The following is a 16,868-nucleotide window of genomic DNA, read 5'->3' as shown; positions in this document are numbered from 1 at the left end:
CGCCGGATGAAGGAGGACGTCATCGACACCCTGGACACCGCGGGCGGCGCGGAGTCGACCCTCCAGTGGTTGCGGTCGCTGCTCGCCGAGCTGCTGAACGTGGAGATCGACGAGGTTGCCACCGACGAGCCCCTGGGCGAGCTGGGGATCGACTCCCTGACCGCCGCGCAGTTCTCGTTCGAGATCGAGGAGAGCACCAGCGTGACAGCACCGCTGGAGCGCTTCCTCGGCGACCACACCCTCGCGGATGTCGCGGGTGAGCTGGCCGCGCTGACCCGGGCGCGAACGGACGAGGAGGGGGTGAACGTCGCGTGACGAGCCGCTTGCGGGCCGCGGACATCATGGACCGCCGGGCCGAGGGTGCCGACCGTCCGACAATCGATGGCGAGGCGGAGGCGCTGCGCCGGGAGGCGGTCTCGCGCTTCGAGGGGTTCCTGCTGGACCGGGCGAACCCCGGTGCGCGCTTCCGCAACCGCGCCTGCCAGCCCCTGGACCGTCGCCTCTTCCAGGAGGCCAGCGAGATAGGCCTGTTGCAGTTCGGCCTGCCGACGGAGATCGGTGGCGCCGGGCGGGACAAGTTCGAGTGGGGCGTGGTGATCGCGGAGCTGGCCCGCATCTCCCGGGACCCGGGCTTCCCGGTGCTTCTCGACATCACCGTCGAGAACACCGAGCTGATCCTGTCGAGCGGCCGGACGGAGCTGATCGACAGGTACGTCCCGGACCTGGTGGCCGGCCGACGCTTCGCGGTGCAGGGCGCCTACGAGAGCCGCGATCCGTACGACTACCAGACCACGGCCCGGTTCGAGGACGGGCACTGGGTGCTCAACGGCGCGAAGCGGTTCCTCGCCGGCGCCGTCTTCGCGGACCTCTTCGTCTGCTACGTACGCGACGAGGCGTCGAACGACATGCTCGCGTTCGCCGTCGAGCGCGACGACCCCGGCGTCACAGCGGTGCGCCTGGAGACGATGGGCATGCGCACGATGGGCATGGGCCAGCTCGTGCTGCACGACGTCCGGCTGCCCGAGTGGCGGCTCGTCTGGCGCTCCGACGCGCTGAGCGAACTCAACACGTACGCCCGGAACCGGCGAACGATGAGCGGCTGCGGCGTCCTGGGCGCGATGGAGGGGGTCGTCGACGCGTGTGTCGAATCGCTGGCGATTCGGCGGCGCAGTGGCCGGCGGGTGCTCGACTATCCCAACGTCGAGCGGTCGATCGGCGAGATGCGCATGCTGTTGGAGTCGGCGAGGTCCAGCCTCTACCGCGCCCTCGACGCGACAAGGGCCGCCCGGCGCGACCCGTACTTCGACGCGTTGGCCACGACCGCCAAGCACCAGGTCTCGGAGGCCGCGGTGCGGGTGGGCCAGCTGGTGATGAACCTCCAGGGCGGCGAGAGCTACATGAGCGCGTTCCCCTGGGAGCAGTACATGCGCGACGTCCTGGGGCTCATCGGTGGTCAGGGCTCCCAGGAGATGTTGCTCATCCAGCTCGGGCAGCGGTCGATCGTCGGGCTGGAAGGCCGCCGGCTCAAGCAGGACGTGGCCGAGCGCACCGTGTCCCGGCTCGCCGACTCGTGGTGGGCGGTGTCCGCGCAGGAGGCCAGGGCGGGCGCGGCGGCGCACCGGTCCGAGGTGTCCGCGGCCATCGACGATGTGCTGCTCGCGGCCGGCCTGACCGGCGCGGCCGACGGGGCGGACGACACGCTCGCCGGGCTGACGAGGCAGGCGACGGCCTTCCAGTCGTGCGCGACGGCGGTGCGGACGGGCCTGTTGGCGGCGCTGCTTCAGCCGGGCACCGTGGCGGAGGCGGCCGAACGGGTGGGCCTGGCCCCGGACAACGCGCGCGAGCTGCTGGGCGCGCTTACCGACACGCAGTTGGTGCAGTCCCTGCCGGGGGACGCCTACGTCGTCCACCCGGGTCTGGAACGGCTGGTCGTGGGTGGCCCTCGTACGGCCGCCTTCAAGGCCCGCCTGCGGCGCGCGGTCGACGGCGGCGCCGGCCTGCGCGCGGGGACCGCTGGCGGACCCGGCGTGCAGGCCGCCGGCCGCGGCGACGACGCGCCCCTCCTGGCCGATGTGTTCGCCAATGAGTTGCTCGGACGTTTGGAGGGCCTGGAGGATCTGCTCGACCGACCGGAGCTGCGGATCGGCTGCGCCGCCGGAGACGGGGGGCGGTCGATGGACGCGCTGGCCCGCGAGTTGCCGGTTGCCCGGGTGCTGGCCATCGAGCCCGACGGCGTTCCCGCCGACGAGGTCGGGGAGACCCGGCACCCGTGGGGCCCGGCGCCGGAGGTGCGGGTCGGTGACCTCGACTCCTTCGCGCCGGACGACGGGCTGTGCCTGGCCTGGGTTCCGGCCGTCGGGTGGTCGACCGCGCACCTCGAACGGCGCGTCGAGGCCGCGGCCCGCGCGCTCGTGCCGGGCGGCTGGTTGGTGATGACCCTTCCGTTGCCGCCGAAGCGCAAGCTCGGCGCGGCGGTCCTGGGCTTGGAGCTGGCGTTGACGGGTTCCGAGCCGGTGGCGCAGGGCACTGTCGAGGACCTGTTGCGCCGGACGGGGCTGGGCCACATCCGGTGGTTCTGGCAGGACGCGAACCTCGGCCTCCAGCTCGTCGCGTCCCGCCGGGAGCGGTAGCCGGCTTCGGCCACGGGGTGGTCGCGGCACGTCGAGCGGGCGCCGGCCCGCCACGACCTGCTGCGCGAGCCCCGTGGTCAGCGCACGCGGGTCGCCTTCAACGCCCGGAACACCGCCGTCAGGAGCCGCGCGTGGTTCTCGGCGGTGAGCCGGGCCGGCCGGTCGAACGTCACGACGTGCTGGCTCGCGACCGTCTGGGGGCGGGTGAAGGCGAGCAGGCCGTCTCGCCCGTGGCGGACACCGACCCCGGACCCCTTGATCCCGCCCGCTGGCGCGTCGTGCGAGCCGTACGCGGCGGCGTAGCCCTCGTTGATGTTGACCAGGCCGGTGCGTAGTTCCCGCGCAAGCCGCCGGGCATGACGGACGTCGCGGCTCCAGATGCTCGCCGTGAGCCCGTAGCCGGTGTCGTTGACCAGGTCGATCGCCTCCTGCTCGGTGCGGAAGGACCGCACCGACAGCACCGGGCCGAAGGTCTCCTCCTGGTGCAGTTTCATGCCGCTCACCACCCCGGTCAGCACCGTCGGCTCGTAGAACAGCGGCCCCAGATCCGGTCTGGCCCGGCCACCGGTCAGGACCGTCGCGCCCCGCGACCGGGCGTCCTCGACATGGTCGATCACACGGGCCAGTTGTCGTGGTGTGGTCAGCGAGCCCATGTCCACGTCGAAGTCGAACCCGGCGCCGAGGCGCAGCTGCCGCACCTGCGACACCAGTTCCGGCAGGAAAAGGTCAATGAGGGCTTCGGCCACGAGGACCCGCTCGGTGGCCATGCACAACTGCCCGGCGGACGTGAAGGCCGCCCGCAGCACGCCACGGACGGCGGCGGCGACGTCCGCGTCGGGCAGCACCACCATGGCGTTCTTCCCGCCGAGTTCGAGGGTGCAGGGTACGGGCTGGTCGGCGGCGGCCCGCCCCACCGCCCGGCCGGCGGTCGTCGACCCGGTGAAGCACACCGAGTCGGCGTGGGAGATCAGCGTCTCGCCCACCTCGGCGGGGTCGCCGGGCAGCACCTGCCACACGTCGGCGGGAAGCCCGGCCTGGACGAGGACCCGCCACGCCCAACGGGTGCTGAGCGTCGTCTGGGTGTCCGGCTTGTGGACCACCGCGTTGCCGGCCAGCAACGCCGGCACCACGTCGGCGAGGCCCAGGGACAGCGGGTAGTTCCAGGGGGTGATGACCGCGACGGTGCCCCGGGGTAGCCGCGCTTCCCGGGCCCGGGTGAACAGCGGGATCGCGCCGGAGCGCCGCCGAGGCGCGAGGAAGCGACCCGCGCGGCGGGCGTAATACAGGGTGATGGAGGCGGCGTCGAGCAGTTCCTCGAAGGCGTGCGCGCGAGCCTTCCCGGTCTCCACCTGGATGAGGTCCAGGATCTCCCGCTGCCGCCGGAACAACGCGTCGTGCAGGGCGATGAACGGGCGGGCTCGGGCACTGTGGTCCAGCCGCGCCCATGCCCGCTGGGCCGGCCGCGCGGCGTCGAAGGCGGCGCGGACGTCCGCCCTGTCGGCCAGCCCGACCTCCACAAGCGGTTCACCGGTGAACGGCGCCGACACGACGTGCCGAGCACCGAGCCGGGGACCGTCGGCGGCGATCCGACCCAGCTCGTCGACTGCTGCCGCCACCCGGGCGGGGTACCCGGTCGTCGTCTCGGTCATCGTTCGTCGCCCGGACCGGACGACTCGGCGCGCTCGGTGGAGTGGGCCCGGAGCACGTCATCGCGGGTGACGAGCCCGCCCGGTCCGGTACCGGGCACGCGGTGCAGCTCCACGCCGAGTTCCCGGGCCAACCGGCGGACCGCCGGAGAGGCCGCTGCCCGCGCCGTCGACGGCGGCGCCGGCTGGCGGGTCGCACCGGTCCCCCGCTCCCGCCCGGCCGCACGCCGGGTGAGCATCGACGCGTGCGGGTCCAGGCCGGAACCCACAAGCACGCCGCCGGTCGTCACCTGCCCCGCCGCGGGCGCGGACACCGACCGGTACGGCTCGCTCGGCTCGACAACGTCGGACTCCTCCGACACCAGCACTGTGACAAGCGGCGCGCCGACCGGGATCACCGCACCGGGTGCGGCGTGCAGTTCGACGATCACCCCCCGGTACGGGCAGGGCAGCTCGACGACTGTCTTCTCCGTCTCGACCTCGACCACCGCCTGGTCGACGTCGACGCGGTCCCCCACCGCGAGCCGCCACGCGATGATCTCGCCGGAGACCAGCCCTTCCCCGAGATCGGGGAGGTGGAAGGTGCGCGGCACCCCGCCGGTGACCCCGGCCGGGCCGCTCACTGGTCCCGCCAGAGGGACGACACGGCGTCCAACACCCGGTCGACCGACGGGAGATGGAAGCGTTCCAGTCGGGGCGGCGGGTAGGGGATGTCGAACCCGGTCACCCGCCGCACCGGAGCCTCCAGGTAGTGGAAGCACTCCTCGCAGATCCGGGCCACCACCTCCGCGCCGAACCCCGCGAACCCGGATGCCTCGTGCACGACGATCGCGCGTCCGGTCCGTCGTACCGACTCGTGGACGGTCTGCTCGTCGAACGGCACGAGCGACCTCAGGTCGACGACCTCCAGGTCGTACCCCTCCGCCGCGCCGAGCTCGGCCGCCGCCAGCGCGATCGGAACCGTCGGGCCGTACGCCACAAGCGTCGCGTGCGTCCCGGCGCGGCGGATCACCGCCCGGCCCACCGGCTCCACCTCGGCCGGCAACGCCCCGTCGGCGACGCTCCAGTACAACCGCTTGGGCTCGAAGAACACCACCGGGTCGGCGCCGCGGACCGCCGCGCGCAGCATGCCGTACGCGTCCTCGACGGTCCCCGGTGTGAGCACGTGCAGACCGGGCGTGTGCGCCGCGTACGCCTCGGAGGAGTCGCTGTGGTGTTCGACGCCGCCGATGCCCCCGCCGTAGGGAACCCGGACCACGACCGGCAGCGTCACCGCGCCCCGGGTCCGGTTGCGCATCTTCGCCAGGTGACTGGCCAGTTGCTCGAACGCTGGATAGGCGAAGGCGTCGAACTGCATTTCCACGACCGGACGCAGGCCGTACATGGCCATGCCGATGGCCATGCCCAGGATCGCCGACTCGGCGACCGGGGTGTCGAAGCACCGCTGCTCGCCGAACCGAGCGGCCAGACCGTCGGTCACCCGGAAGACACCGCCGAGCCTGCCGACGTCCTCCCCGAAGACCACCACGCGGTCGTCGTGGGACATCTCGTCGTGCAGCGCCCTGTTCAGCGCCTTCGCCAGGGTGATCCCCGGGGCGGTGCCAGCGGTGCCGTCCGTGTCGTGCGGGGCCGGAGCGGTCATGACGTCTCCTCGGGCGCGGCGGCGGCGGCGATCTCGGCGGCCAGGCGCCGGGCCTGTCCGGCGAGTTGCTGGGTGGGAGCCGCGTACACGTGGGCGAACAGGTCGGCGGGGTCCGGGGCGGGACGACCTCGCACGCCCCGGCGGGTGCGGTCGGCGAACGACTCGGCCTCGGCGTCGATCCGCAGTTGCAGGTCGTCGTCGAGGACGCCGTGCCGACGCAGGTACGCGGCGAGCCGCCGGATCGGGTCGTGGCCGCGCCACCGCTCGACCTCCGCCGCGTCGCGGTACCGCGACGGATCGTCGGCGTTTGTGTGCGGGGCGATCCGGTACGTCACCGCCTCGATCAGGGTCGGCCCTCTCCCCCCACGTGCCCGGTCCACCGCGGCGCTCACCGCCGAGTGGACCGCGAGCAGGTCGTTGCCGTCCACCCGGACGCCGGGCATCCGGTAACCGGCCGCGCGGTCCGCGAGCGAACCGGCCCGGGTCTGCTTGGCGAACGGCACCGAGATGGCGTAGCCGTTGTTCTGCACCACGAACACCACCGGGGCGGCGCGCACCGCGGCGAGGTTGAGCGCCTCGTGGAAGTCACCCTCGCTGGTGGCCCCGTCGCCGCAGAGAGCCAGCGCGACGGTGTCGTCGCCGACGCAGCGCGCGGCCAGCGCGAGGCCCACCGCGTGCGGCGCCTGCGTCGCCAACGGTGTGCAGTGCGGGGCGGTGCGGCTGGCCATCGGGTCGTAGCCACAGTGCCAGTCCCCGGTGAGCAGGGTGAGCGTCTCGACGGGGTCCACTCCCCTGGTCACCACGGCCACCGAGTCGCGGTAGGTGGGGAAGAACCAGTCCGTCGCACGGAGGGCCAGGACCACACCGACCTGGCACGCCTCCTGCCCGTACGAGGACGGGTACACCGACAGGGAGCCCTGTTTGGCGAGCGCCGTCGCTTGGATGTCGAAACGACGCCCGACGACCATGGCGCGGTACGCCGCCAGCGACGTGGCCAGGTCCACCGTCGCCGACGCGCCCGCCGCGGACCGGGCGGGCGGCTCGATGGGTGACCTCGGTGACCGGACGTCGTAGCTCGACCGGACGTGACCGGTCTGGTCCGTGGTGGCCATGCTCCACCTCCCTCGTGCGTAGGTGCTCGTTGTCGTCGGGGACTCCGGCGCCCGTCGGCGGGGCCGGCGACCGGCGGTCAGGTCGCCGCGGAGCGTCGGCCTGACGGGTTGTCGACGACGGAACCGACCTGCTCCCGGGCGGCCCGGAAACACGCCTCGATCGAGGTGCCGCGCCGGTAGTCGCCGGTCACCAGCAGACCCTCCGACCCGCCGAGGAGCTCATCGACGCGCTCCAGCCGGTCGGGATGCCGCTTGCTGTAGGCGCAGAACGCCTGCTGCCACCGGCGGCTCACCTGGTGGCGCAGCCGGGCCTGCGCGATGGCGGGAAAGTGCGGCGCGAGCTGGCTTTCGGCCCGGGACCGCAGCTCCTCCATGGAGGCGGAGACCAGGTTGCGCCGAGCGGGCCGGCCGCTGAAGGTGTACCGGACGATGTGCCGGTCGTCGCGGCCGTAGGCGCCGGCGTTGCTGACCTCGCTGCCGGGAGGGAAGAAGATCGCGCGGGCGGCCACGTCGAACACCGGCCGGTCGTACTCGGCGATCACCACGGCGGCCGGGAAGTACCGGATCTGGTCCAGCTCGGCGGCGACCTCGGGGTGGGACGGCCGCAGCAGCGCGGCGCTCGCGCTGGCGGGCACGGCGAGGACGGTCAGGTCCGCCAGGTACGTCTCGGAGCCGCCGGACCCCGCCAGCACGCGGACGCCGGTGGTGCGGGAGCCGTCCCCGAGCAACTCCTCGACCCGGGTCCCGAGCTGGACCGACACCGTCGCGGCGAACTCGCCGAACACCGGCTCGAACCCCCCGGTCAGCTGCTCGAACCGGTCGAGCAGCATGCCGAGGTTCGCGCTGAAGTCGGCCAGGTGCAGCTCGTCGGGTTCGGCGCCGTTCATCCGGACCGTCATCGGTCGGACCAGCGCGTTCTGCAGGTACCGGCCGAAGTAGCCGTCGATCGTCGGATCGCCGTGTGCCCGGCTGAGTTCCCGGAACCGGGGGCTGCCCAGGAACCGGTCCTGCTCGTCACCGCGTACCCATCGGGTCATCCGCCAGAAGCGGACGACATCCCGGGGCGGGGTGTGCCGGAGGAACCCGGCGATGCCGGCGGCCCGGGACTGCCCGTCCACGGTACGCAGCCGCCCGTCCTCCACCCGGGACGAGTTGATCCCGAAGTGTTCGAAGGGCCCGCCGCCCAACTCCTGCACGAAGGACCGGAACTCGGTGTACCGGGTGCCGATGTTCTTGCCGCCGAGGGTCACGTTGCGGTCGCCCAGCTTCTCGCCGGCCGAGCGTCCACCCAGGCTGTGCTGCTCGTCCAGCAGAGTCACCTGCACCCCGCGGCGGCGCAGGTACCAGGCGGCGGCGATGCCCGACCACCCACCGCCCACCACGATCGCGGTCGCGGGGCGCGCCGTCGGCAGTCCAGCCGGGGCGCCCCTCCGGCTCGTCTCAGCAGTCACGATCCATCCCATCGGTGGTGTCGGAAGGACATGTCGACGCGGCCCGCGCCATCCAGTCGTCGATCCGGGCGGCCAGCGCCTCCGGCCGTTTCGCCCAGCGGAAGTGGTCGAGCGCCCCGCCGGCCGCCGACTCGGCGTAGTGCCACCGCTCGACGGGAGCGTCGGGTATCGCGGCGGTCAGGTACCGCACCGCGCGGGGTGGGGCGAGTCGATCGTTGTCGACCGAGACCAGCAGCACCGGGGACCGGCAGGTGAACGCCCGGCCTCCGCCCCCGCCGGTCATGTCCCCGGAGCGGACCTGGGCCGCCCAGTCGCCCAGCACGCCGGTCGGCTGGCGTCCGCCGAAGCGCAGGCGGTCGCCCGGCCAGTGTCCGACGACCCGGGCGAGGGCCACGAACAGTTGGCTGCACAGCAGGTTCAGCAGACCTCGGCGAACGCCGAAGGAGCGGAACCAGACCGAGCCGCAGGCCATCAGCGCGACGCCCGCCACGTCGACGCCGGGTCGCGACGCGTACCGCAGGGCGAGGTGACCGCCGAGGCTGTGCCCGAGCAGCACCAACGGCCGGGACGGGTACGCCTCCCGCAGGTGCCGGGCTGTCGCCCGGATGTCCTGGTCGACGAGGTCGTCGTACCGAAGGTCGACGCCGCGCCGGATCCGCAGTGGGCTCGCGCCCTGACCGGGCAGGTTGACCACCGCCACCAGATGCCCCCGCCGGCACAGTGCCGCGGCCAACGCCCGGTAGAACCGCGCCGGTACGCCCATCGCGGGCAACACCGTGACGAGTGCCCGCGCTGGCCGCTCCGGCACCGCGGCGAGCACCGCCACGTCCCGGCCGACGGGCGTCGCGACAGCGAATTCGGAAAAGATCTCCATGCCTCACAGTTCTCGAAGGTCGCTCGCCCGGTAGGAGAGACGCGTCCGACGACGGTGGCCGTGGCACCTACTTCATCAGCCGGGGGAACTCGGCGTCGTGCTCCTTGATGTAGACCGTCTGCGGCGTGACGGCGAACCTGTTCTCGTTGTCGAAGTTGTTCGACACCTCGGTGAGGTGGGCCATGATCTGTTCACCGTTGGTGTTCAGGGTGTGCCGCAGGTAGTCGGTCTGGAGATTGCCGTGCCACAGCACGCCCAGCTTGTTGACCAGGTAGCGGTCCGCCTCCTCCTCGACCACACCCGCCTCGATGTGCTCGCGCAGCACGCCGAGCACCCGCTCGTGGTCCGGCAGGTCGGCGAACTGGTCGAGCAGGTCCTTCGTGAGTTCCTTGTACCGCGGGAACATCACCATGATCCGGTCGAGGACCCCGCCGCGCCCGATGGACTGCATGGTCTCGGTCGACACGCCCCGCTCGTCGATGTTGCGCTGCCAGTCGTCGACCTTGTCCGGGTTGATCGACACCATGTCCTTCACGTTGCCGCGCGCGGCGCAACCGACAGCGATGATGTCCTGCCGCGCGCAGTGCGCGGTCTGGTACTGGCTGCGCACCGGGCTCTTGGAGTAGGTCTCGGCGAGCGTGTTGTGGTACCCCTGCGAGAGCAGGTAGTCGTACAGGTGCTCCCGCATCGCCATCAACTGCCAGGCGGTGCCCGGCTGCTCGACCCGCCCGTCCATGATCAGCTTGTGCAGGGGCCGATAGGGCAGGTAGATGGTGGAGAACGCGTCGATCTCCGACGGGGAGTACGCCGTCACCAGCTCCGTCAACTCGTCGACGAACCCGTCGAGTGTCTGGCCGGGCAGGTCGTACATGATGTCCACACACGACTCGGCGTCGAAGTTGAGCGTCCGCATCTGGTCGAAGACCGAGTCGACGTCCTCGCGGGTGTCCAGCCGACCGATCTTGCGGTGGATCGTCGGGTTGAGCGTCTCGATACCGAAGGTGATCCGGTTCCAGCCGTGACCCTGCAACAGCTCCATCATCCCCGGTCGCCGTAGTGTCCGGGGCTCTCCGGTGAACGACTTCTCGATGGTGTCGTAGCCCGGCACGACCTTGCGCAGGTGGGTCGAGAGGCGATCCACCGCGCCGAGCGGCAGCGTGGACGGACTTCCACCACCGACGTAGATCGCGCTGAACGTGCGCGCCTGGACGTACGGCTGACGCATGTACCAGTCGATCTCCTTGATCAGGTAGTCCGTGTACCGCTCGAGACGATCCTCGTCCTGCTTCGGGTAGTGGTAGCGGTTGAAGTTGCAGTAGTGGCAGAAGGACTTGCAGTACGGCACGTGGATGTACAGCATGAGCTCGTCGTTGAGGTTGCCGCCGGGATCGGCGAGGCTGGCGATGTTGGCCTCGACCTCGCCGGGCTCGACCTGGTGCCAGTCCATCGTGGCGAAGTTCGGCATGACATAGTGCGAGGCCGTCACGATCCCGGGAAACGGCAACGGCCGGGTGGCGTGCTCGCCGGTGTAGAGGCGGGGTGCGGCTGGCTTGACTTCCATCTCTGCTCCCTCGGTCGTGCGTGTCGTACCGTGCACCTCCCGGCCGGCATCCGACCGGGACCGGTTACGGACAGTCCGTGCCCTGCACCAGGTGTGCGCAGCCCTTCCAGTTGATGACTCCGGCGCCCCAGGTCAGACCCGCGCCGAACGCCGCCAGCCCGACCCGGGCCCCGGCCGTCAACAGCCCCTCCCGCTGGGCCTCGGCGAGAGCGAGCGGGATCGAGGCCGCCGAGGTGTTGCCGAAGCGGTCGAGGTACATCGCGACCCGATCCGCCGGGTAGCCGAGCCGCCGGGCGACGGCTCGGACGATCCGGGCGTTGGCCTGGTGACTGACCAGAACGTCGAGGTCGTCCACGGCAAGCTCGCAGGCGTAGCAGCTCGCCTTGACCTCGTTGACCATCGCTTCCACGGCGAACTCGTAGACCTCGCCGCCCTGCATGCGCACCACCTGGTCGTCCCGGTCGACGTACAGGAGGTCGCCGTGCTCTCCGGCCGACCCGAAGGAGAGGTACTGCGGGCACCGGGCCCGCCGGGTCCCCCGGGCCGCCCGCACCACGACCGCCGCCGCGGCGTCGCCGAACAGCACGGCGGTCGACCGGTCCTCCTCGTCGGTGAGGCGGGACATCGCGTCCGCGCCGATCACGAGAACGCAGTCGGCCTGGTCCGTCTCGATCCGACCGATCGCGTAGTCGAGGGCGTAGAGGAAGCCGGTGCATGCTCCGTTGAGGTCCACCGCGCCCGGTCCGCCGGTCCCCAACAGGTGCGCCACCCCGGGGGCGAGCCCCGGCGAGATGCGGTCGGCGGTCGAGGTCGCGGCGACGACGAAGTCGACGGCGGCCGGCGTGGTCGCGGCGTCCTCCAGCGCCCTGGCGCCCGCCTCGGCGGCCAGGGTGCCGAGCCGTTCGCCGTCGCCGAGCCGGTACCGCGTGCCGACACCGGTCCGGCTGGTGATCCACTCGTCGCTGACCCCGAGGTGGGCGAACCGGTCGTTGCCGACCACCGTGGCCGGTAGGGCGGCGCCGGCCCCGGCGACGACGGCGGTCACGAGCCCAACTCCGGCCCGTGGGTTTCCTCCGGACTGAGCACGAATCGTGAGCGTGTGACGACCTGCCCCTTCTGTTCGGCCCAGACCGTCACGGCCTGGCCGCTGCCGTCGGTGTCCCACCCGACGACCCGGCAGGACAGGGCGGCGTCGAGTTCCGCGAACGACACGAAGTCCATCGACGCCGCGTCCGTGCGCAGCGAGCCGGCGTCGAGGTCGGCGTGCACGACCATGGCGGCGACGGCGAGCTGACGCGACGCCTCGGCGATCAGCATGCCCGGATAGTGGTCGAGCCGACGGTCGAAGAAGGCGGGATGCCGCAGCGGCAACACGTCGGCGGAGGCGTCCTGCGGTGGTCCGGACGGGGTGGTGATCAGCACGTTGCCGGGAAAGTGCCGGCCGACGACGGCACCGGGGGCCGCCATCGCGAGCAACTCGGGCCGCGCCCTCAGGACCCGCTCGGCACTGCCGCTGCGCAGCTCCGCGTACCCGTCGTGGGCGAGAAAGGCCACCGAGCCCGTCATCGTCGCGGCGGGCCGCCCGTCGATCCAGGCTCGTACCGGCCCGTCGATCGCGTACACCGCGCCACGCCGGTTGCGGCGTACCCGGTCGACCGGTACGGCGATCACGATCTCGGCCGTGTCCTCCCCCACGACTGTCGCCTGGGCCGACTCCACCCGCACGTCCACCGCGCGGAGGACGAACTGGCTGTCCAGCGGCACCTCGAGCAGCGCGTGCGCGATCACCTCGACGCCCTGCCGCAGCACCTCGGCGATCAGCAGGGTGTCGTGGTGGCGGCCGGCCGTGTCGTTGTAAAACCGGTGCAGCCTCGGTAGTTGGCCCACGGCCACCAGCCGGTCCCCGTCCCGGGCGACGCCCGTGACGAAGACCCCCTCGGTGGTCTGCCGATGCGCGAACCGCCGTGGGACGGTGGAGTCGGTGGTGAGTCCGAGCGAGCTGGGCACCGGCGGCCGCGGGACGGCCGTCGACCGAGCTGTCGAGTCGATGTCGGTGGCCATTCAGCTCGCCGCCCTCAGCAACAGGGCCACGTTGTGGCCGCCGAACCCGAACGAGGTGGAGAGGCCGACGGAGCCGCCCTCGCGGACCGGTAGTGACGCGGCCCGCACGACGTGGGTGAGTGGTCCGAGGCGCTCGTCGGGCTCGGTCAGCCCGTGTGTCGGGGGAACCGTCCGGTGCCGCAGCGCCTGCAGCGTCGCGACGGCCTCGACCGCGCCCGCGGCACCGAGCAGATGGCCCAGGTAGGACTTGCTTGACGAGATCGGGGTGCTGGTCAGCGCCTCGCCCAACGCGGTGCGGAGGGCTCTGGTCTCGGCCAGGTCGTTGAGCACCGTGCCGGTGCCGTGCGCGTTGATGTAGTCGATGTCGGCCGCCGGAAGCTGGGCGTCGGCCAGGGCGAGGGAGACCGCCTTCGCGGCGAGCGACGCGTTCGGTTCGGGAGAGGTCAGGTGGTACGCGTCGGTCGTGGCGCCGTATCCCAGCACCTCGCCGAGGATCGTCGCGCCGCGACGCTCGGCGGCGTCGGCGCGCTCCAGCACCAGGACGGCCGCTCCCTCGCCGAGGAGAAAGCCGTCGCGCTTCTGGTCGAACGGCACCGAGCGGCCGGTGGGCGAGAGCGCGCCGGCCGAGCGGAAGATGGCCTCCGTGAACGGGGTCAGGGCGGCCTCGGCCCCGCCGACCACCACCGCGTCGGCTTCTCCGGTCCGGATCGCCCGCAGCCCGGCCCCGATCGCCTGCGCGCCGCCGGAGCAGGCCGCGACGATGGACGAGGCCTCGCCACGGAACTGGTAGCGGATCGCCAACTGGGCCGCGGCGGCGTTCGCCATCAACATCGGCACGGACAACGGCGACACGTAGTCCGGGCCGTCGCGGCGCAACGCCTCCAACTGCGACTCGATCGTCGCGATGCCCCCGATCGCCGATCCGATCACGCAGCCGACCCGCTCCGCCGGGTACGGCGGCTGATCACCCCACCCGGCCTGGTGGAGCGCCTCGTCCGCGGCGGCGATGGCGAACTGGCAGAACCGGTCGGTGCGGTGCGCCTCCCGCCGGGTGAGCACCCCGCGCCAGTCGAACGAGTCGCACCTGCCGACCCCGTCGTCCAGGCCGGAGTCTCCGGCGACGGCACGCTCGTGCAGCACTTGGGCTCCCACACCCAGGGCGCTGATCACTCCCATGCCGGTCACCACGACCTGTCCGGTCATGAGCAGCCCGCCCGCTCATAGATCACCTGGAGGGCGTCGGCCAGTGACTTGACCTCGGCGAAGTCGTTGGGGCGGACCTGGATGCCGAGCTCCTTGCGGACGCCCTGGCTCAACTCCACCACGTCCAGTGAGTCGAGCCCCATCTCTTCCAGCGTGGCGCCGGTGCTGATGCCGGCCGCGTCCGCGCCCATGGCCTCCACCTGCTCGCGCACGAACTCCTCGATCTCCACCTGGCTGTGCTGAGAATTCTGGGACATATCGCCCTCCAGGGATGTCGGTCTACACGTGCCCCGCAGGACCGGGGCGAGGCTCAGGAGATCTGGAACGCGGCGGCCGAGAGTCCCCCGTCCACGGCCAGCGTCGCGCCGGTGACGTATCCGGCCGCCGTCGACGCGAGAAAGCACACGCAGGCGGCCACCTCGTCCGGACTGGCGGCTCGCCGCATCGGCACGTGGCGGCGCACCGACTGGTCGAGGTGCGCCACGTCGTGCGTCATGTCGGTGCGTGCCAGCCCGGGAGCGACAGCGTTGACGGTGACGCCCTTCCTCGCCACCTCCACCGCGACCGACCTGGTCAGCGCCCCCAGACCCGCCTTCGCCGCGGCGTAGTTGCCCACGCCGGGAATCGAATGCGCGCCGAGCACCGAGGCGACGTTGACGATCCGCCCGAATCTGGCCCTGATCATGCTCGGCAGCGCACGCCGGATCGTGTGAAAGGAGCCGGTGAGGTTGGTGGAGAGCACCGTTCGCCACTGCTCGTCATCGAGGGTGGCCAGCAAACCGTCGGCGCGTACGCCGGCATTGTTGACGAGCACGCTAACCGCGCCGAACTCGTCTTCGAGCGCAGTGAAAAGGGCGTCCACGGATGGGGCGTCGGACACGTCGGCACCCACCACAACCGCGCGGCCGCCCGCATCGATGATCGCGTCGGCGGCGGCCCGCGCCGCCGCCTCGTCGGACCGAAAATTGATCCCCAGCGGCATTCCACCTCTGGCCAGCGCGTGAGCGATGGCCAGCCCGATTCCGCGTGAGGCCCCGGTGACCAGAGCACATCCGGTGGTCGGCAATCCGAATTCGAGGCTGCGCGTGGCGGACGTCTGATTTCGATCAAGACCGGTGCTGGACAGCGCGACACTCACCCGCGTACCCCCCGTTGTATCCATGGTGCACAGACCGCACGGACGGCCACCATCCCGGCCGGACGGAGATGGTCGAGGCGGCCACACGGACCTCGTTAACATATAGAACGACGACGATTCAATCAAGGATCTTGAAAATTGTCTCGCCCATTTATTTCCTGTAACACATGTTTCGTTCGACGTCCGCGATGAGCTGCCACAAGATCGTTCAGCCGGCGGCCGATCCGCCGCCGTTATCGGCCGATGGGGTTGCGGACCGGCCGTCGTTGCCGGAAAGGTGGACACAGTGAGCCGATACGACACCATCGATGCCCTGCTCGAGCGCACCGGTCAGCAGCTCGGCACCACCGGATGGCACCTCATCGACCAGGCCCGGATCAACGCGTTCGCCGACGCGACCGGCGATCAACAGTGGATCCACGTCGACGAGAAGCGCGCGGCGGCGGAGAGTCCGTTCGGGACCACGATCGCGCACGGCATGCTCACGCTCTCACTCTGCGCCACCTTCCTGTCCGAGCTGGTCGAGGTCGACGGCGTCCGCCTGGTCATCAACGCCGGCCTGAACAAGGTGCGCATGCGCGCCCCGGTTCCGGTCGACGCACGGGTACGCGGCGTCGCGACCCTCCTGGAGGGCCGCCGGATGGCCGCCGCGTGCCGGGTCGTGGTGCAGATGCGGGTGGAGATCGAGGGCGAGACCAAACCGGCCTGCGTCGCCGACTGGGTCCTCGTCTTCAATGAGTGACAGCCACGTCACCGCGCCCTGCGTCTCCCGCACTATCCACGGACCGGTCGCCGTGCTCACGATGGACCGCCCGGCCACCGGCAACGTCCTCGACGCCGACATGCTCGGCGACCTGCTGCGGCACACCACCGCGCTGGCGGACGACCCGGCGGTCCGCGCGGTCGTGCTGACCGGCACCGGCAAGGCGTTCTCCCTCGGCGGTGACCTGGCCGACTTCGAGCGGGCGCTGTCCGGTCAGGTGGGCGACCCCGGCGCGTACAGCCGCCCGCTGACCGAGGCGCTCGGCAGCGTCGTCCGCACCCTGCGCGAGATGCGCGCCTGCGTGATCGCGGCGGTCAACGGGCAGGCGGCGGGCGCCGGGTTCGCCCTGGCGTTGGCCTGCGACATGCGCATCGCCTCGGAGCGGGCCGTGTTGCACTTCGCCTACGGAGCCCTTGGCGCGTCGACGGACGGGGGGATGAGTTGGTTCCTGCCCCGTGTCGTCGGGCCGGCACGGGCGCTCGCGCTGCTGCTCGAACAACCGATCATGCGGGCGCCCCGGGCGCTGCGGGAGGGCCTTGTCAACGAGGTCGTGCCGGCCACCGACCTGCTGGATCGGGCCCTGCGGACCGCCGGACACCTGGCGGCGAACGCGCCGCACGCCGTCGCCGCCGCGAAGAGGCTCGTCGACGCCAGCCACCGCAACACGCTGGACGCGCACCTGACGATGGAGCACGACCTGTTCGCCGACGGGCTGCGGACCCGGGACATGCGGAGGGGGCTGACCGCCCACCGACAGGGTGACGTGCCGGTCTTCGAAGGCGACTGA

The 16,868-nt window shown here is 71.8% G+C and carries 16 protein-coding genes; 4 read left to right on the top strand and 12 right to left on the bottom strand.

Annotated features, from left to right (window positions below; all coding sequences use genetic code 11):
• Nucleotides 1-6: 6 nt before the first annotated feature.
• On the top strand, nucleotides 7-315 hold the full coding sequence (locus ACQPWW_RS14410) for an acyl carrier protein (RefSeq protein WP_433132908.1): 309 nt from the start codon (nucleotides 7-9) through the stop codon (nucleotides 313-315).
• Entirely contained in the window at nucleotides 312-2,630 is a 2,319-nt protein-coding gene (locus ACQPWW_RS14405; RefSeq protein ID WP_433132906.1) for an acyl-CoA dehydrogenase family protein, read from the top strand. The genes ACQPWW_RS14410 and ACQPWW_RS14405 overlap by 4 nt, the downstream gene beginning before the upstream one ends.
• Nucleotides 2,631-2,707: 77 nt before the next feature.
• Here ACQPWW_RS14405 and ACQPWW_RS14400 read toward each other — a convergent pair whose 3' ends face one another.
• The 12 genes from ACQPWW_RS14400 to fabG form a co-directional block, all read right to left on the bottom strand.
• Nucleotides 2,708-4,279 (bottom strand): succinic semialdehyde dehydrogenase, encoded by a 1,572-nt coding sequence (locus ACQPWW_RS14400; protein WP_433132904.1) that lies wholly within the window; start codon nucleotides 4,277-4,279, stop codon nucleotides 2,708-2,710.
• Nucleotides 4,276-4,899, bottom strand: coding sequence for a biotin/lipoyl-containing protein (locus ACQPWW_RS14395; RefSeq protein ID WP_433132902.1), 624 nt, complete (start codon nucleotides 4,897-4,899; stop codon nucleotides 4,276-4,278). Before ACQPWW_RS14395 ends, ACQPWW_RS14400 begins: the two co-directional genes overlap by 4 nt.
• Nucleotides 4,896-5,918: an alpha-ketoacid dehydrogenase subunit beta gene (locus ACQPWW_RS14390; RefSeq protein WP_433132900.1), complete on the bottom strand. Its 1,023-nt coding sequence runs from the start codon at nucleotides 5,916-5,918 to the stop codon at nucleotides 4,896-4,898. Before ACQPWW_RS14390 ends, ACQPWW_RS14395 begins: the two co-directional genes overlap by 4 nt.
• A complete protein-coding gene (locus ACQPWW_RS14385) occupies nucleotides 5,915-7,030 on the bottom strand; it encodes a thiamine pyrophosphate-dependent dehydrogenase E1 component subunit alpha (protein ID WP_433132898.1) in 1,116 nt (371 codons plus the stop codon). Before ACQPWW_RS14385 ends, ACQPWW_RS14390 begins: the two co-directional genes overlap by 4 nt.
• Before the next feature lie 77 nt (nucleotides 7,031-7,107).
• The gene (locus ACQPWW_RS14380; protein ID WP_433132896.1) at nucleotides 7,108-8,481 is read right to left on the bottom strand and encodes a protoporphyrinogen/coproporphyrinogen oxidase; all 1,374 of its coding nucleotides are present in this window, start codon (nucleotides 8,479-8,481) and stop codon (nucleotides 7,108-7,110) included.
• Entirely contained in the window at nucleotides 8,471-9,355 is an 885-nt protein-coding gene (locus ACQPWW_RS14375; RefSeq protein ID WP_433132894.1) for an alpha/beta hydrolase family protein, read from the bottom strand. Before ACQPWW_RS14375 ends, ACQPWW_RS14380 begins: the two co-directional genes overlap by 11 nt.
• Before the next feature lie 67 nt (nucleotides 9,356-9,422).
• Nucleotides 9,423-10,916 (bottom strand): coproporphyrinogen-III oxidase family protein, encoded by a 1,494-nt coding sequence (locus ACQPWW_RS14370; RefSeq protein ID WP_433132892.1) that lies wholly within the window; start codon nucleotides 10,914-10,916, stop codon nucleotides 9,423-9,425.
• 64 nt (nucleotides 10,917-10,980) lie between these two features.
• On the bottom strand, nucleotides 10,981-11,961 hold the full coding sequence (locus ACQPWW_RS14365) for a beta-ketoacyl-ACP synthase 3 (protein ID WP_433132890.1): 981 nt from the start codon (nucleotides 11,959-11,961) through the stop codon (nucleotides 10,981-10,983).
• A complete protein-coding gene (locus tag ACQPWW_RS14360; RefSeq protein WP_433132888.1) occupies nucleotides 11,958-12,977 on the bottom strand; it encodes an AfsA-related hotdog domain-containing protein in 1,020 nt (339 codons plus the stop codon). Before ACQPWW_RS14360 ends, ACQPWW_RS14365 begins: the two co-directional genes overlap by 4 nt.
• The gene (locus ACQPWW_RS14355) at nucleotides 12,978-14,180 is read right to left on the bottom strand and encodes a beta-ketoacyl-[acyl-carrier-protein] synthase family protein (RefSeq protein ID WP_433132886.1); all 1,203 of its coding nucleotides are present in this window, start codon (nucleotides 14,178-14,180) and stop codon (nucleotides 12,978-12,980) included.
• Entirely contained in the window at nucleotides 14,177-14,437 is a 261-nt protein-coding gene (locus ACQPWW_RS14350; RefSeq protein WP_355028309.1) for an acyl carrier protein, read from the bottom strand. Before ACQPWW_RS14350 ends, ACQPWW_RS14355 begins: the two co-directional genes overlap by 4 nt.
• Nucleotides 14,438-14,490: 53 nt before the next feature.
• On the bottom strand, nucleotides 14,491-15,318 hold the full coding sequence (gene fabG, locus ACQPWW_RS14345; protein WP_433132884.1) for a 3-oxoacyl-ACP reductase FabG: 828 nt from the start codon (nucleotides 15,316-15,318) through the stop codon (nucleotides 14,491-14,493).
• A 286-nt stretch (nucleotides 15,319-15,604) separates the two neighbouring features.
• On the opposite strand from fabG, the gene ACQPWW_RS14340 reads away from it, so the two are divergent.
• Both ACQPWW_RS14340 and ACQPWW_RS14335 read left to right on the top strand, forming a co-directional pair.
• Nucleotides 15,605-16,060, top strand: a complete 456-nt coding sequence (locus tag ACQPWW_RS14340) for a MaoC family dehydratase (RefSeq protein ID WP_433132882.1) — start codon at nucleotides 15,605-15,607, stop codon at nucleotides 16,058-16,060.
• A complete protein-coding gene (locus tag ACQPWW_RS14335) occupies nucleotides 16,053-16,868 on the top strand; it encodes an enoyl-CoA hydratase/isomerase family protein (protein ID WP_433132880.1) in 816 nt (271 codons plus the stop codon). The genes ACQPWW_RS14340 and ACQPWW_RS14335 overlap by 8 nt, the downstream gene beginning before the upstream one ends.

The sequence above is a fragment of the Micromonospora sp. CA-240977 genome, from assembly GCF_050942285.1.
Lineage (GTDB): Bacteria > Actinomycetota > Actinomycetes > Mycobacteriales > Micromonosporaceae > Micromonospora.
This window is presented reverse-complemented; position numbering and strand designations above follow the sequence as displayed.

Bases quoted from the DNA above. Each gene is read 5' to 3' on its own strand.
- ACQPWW_RS14370 (WP_433132892.1), bottom strand. From the start codon at position 10,916: ATGGAAGTCAAGCCAGCCGCACCCCGCCTCTACACCGGCGAGCACGCC.
- ACQPWW_RS14385 (WP_433132898.1), bottom strand. From the start codon at position 7,030: ATGGCCACCACGGACCAGACCGGTCACGTCCGGTCGAGCTACGACGTC.
- ACQPWW_RS14410 (WP_433132908.1), top strand. From the start codon at position 7: ATGAAGGAGGACGTCATCGACACCCTGGACACCGCGGGCGGCGCGGAG.
- ACQPWW_RS14390 (WP_433132900.1), bottom strand. From the start codon at position 5,918: ATGACCGCTCCGGCCCCGCACGACACGGACGGCACCGCTGGCACCGCC.
- ACQPWW_RS14400 (WP_433132904.1), bottom strand. From the start codon at position 4,279: ATGACCGAGACGACGACCGGGTACCCCGCCCGGGTGGCGGCAGCAGTC.
- ACQPWW_RS14350 (WP_355028309.1), bottom strand. From the start codon at position 14,437: ATGTCCCAGAATTCTCAGCACAGCCAGGTGGAGATCGAGGAGTTCGTG.
- ACQPWW_RS14360 (WP_433132888.1), bottom strand. From the start codon at position 12,977: ATGGCCACCGACATCGACTCGACAGCTCGGTCGACGGCCGTCCCGCGG.
- ACQPWW_RS14375 (WP_433132894.1), bottom strand. From the start codon at position 9,355: ATGGAGATCTTTTCCGAATTCGCTGTCGCGACGCCCGTCGGCCGGGAC.
- ACQPWW_RS14355 (WP_433132886.1), bottom strand. From the start codon at position 14,180: ATGACCGGACAGGTCGTGGTGACCGGCATGGGAGTGATCAGCGCCCTG.
- ACQPWW_RS14335 (WP_433132880.1), top strand. From the start codon at position 16,053: ATGAGTGACAGCCACGTCACCGCGCCCTGCGTCTCCCGCACTATCCAC.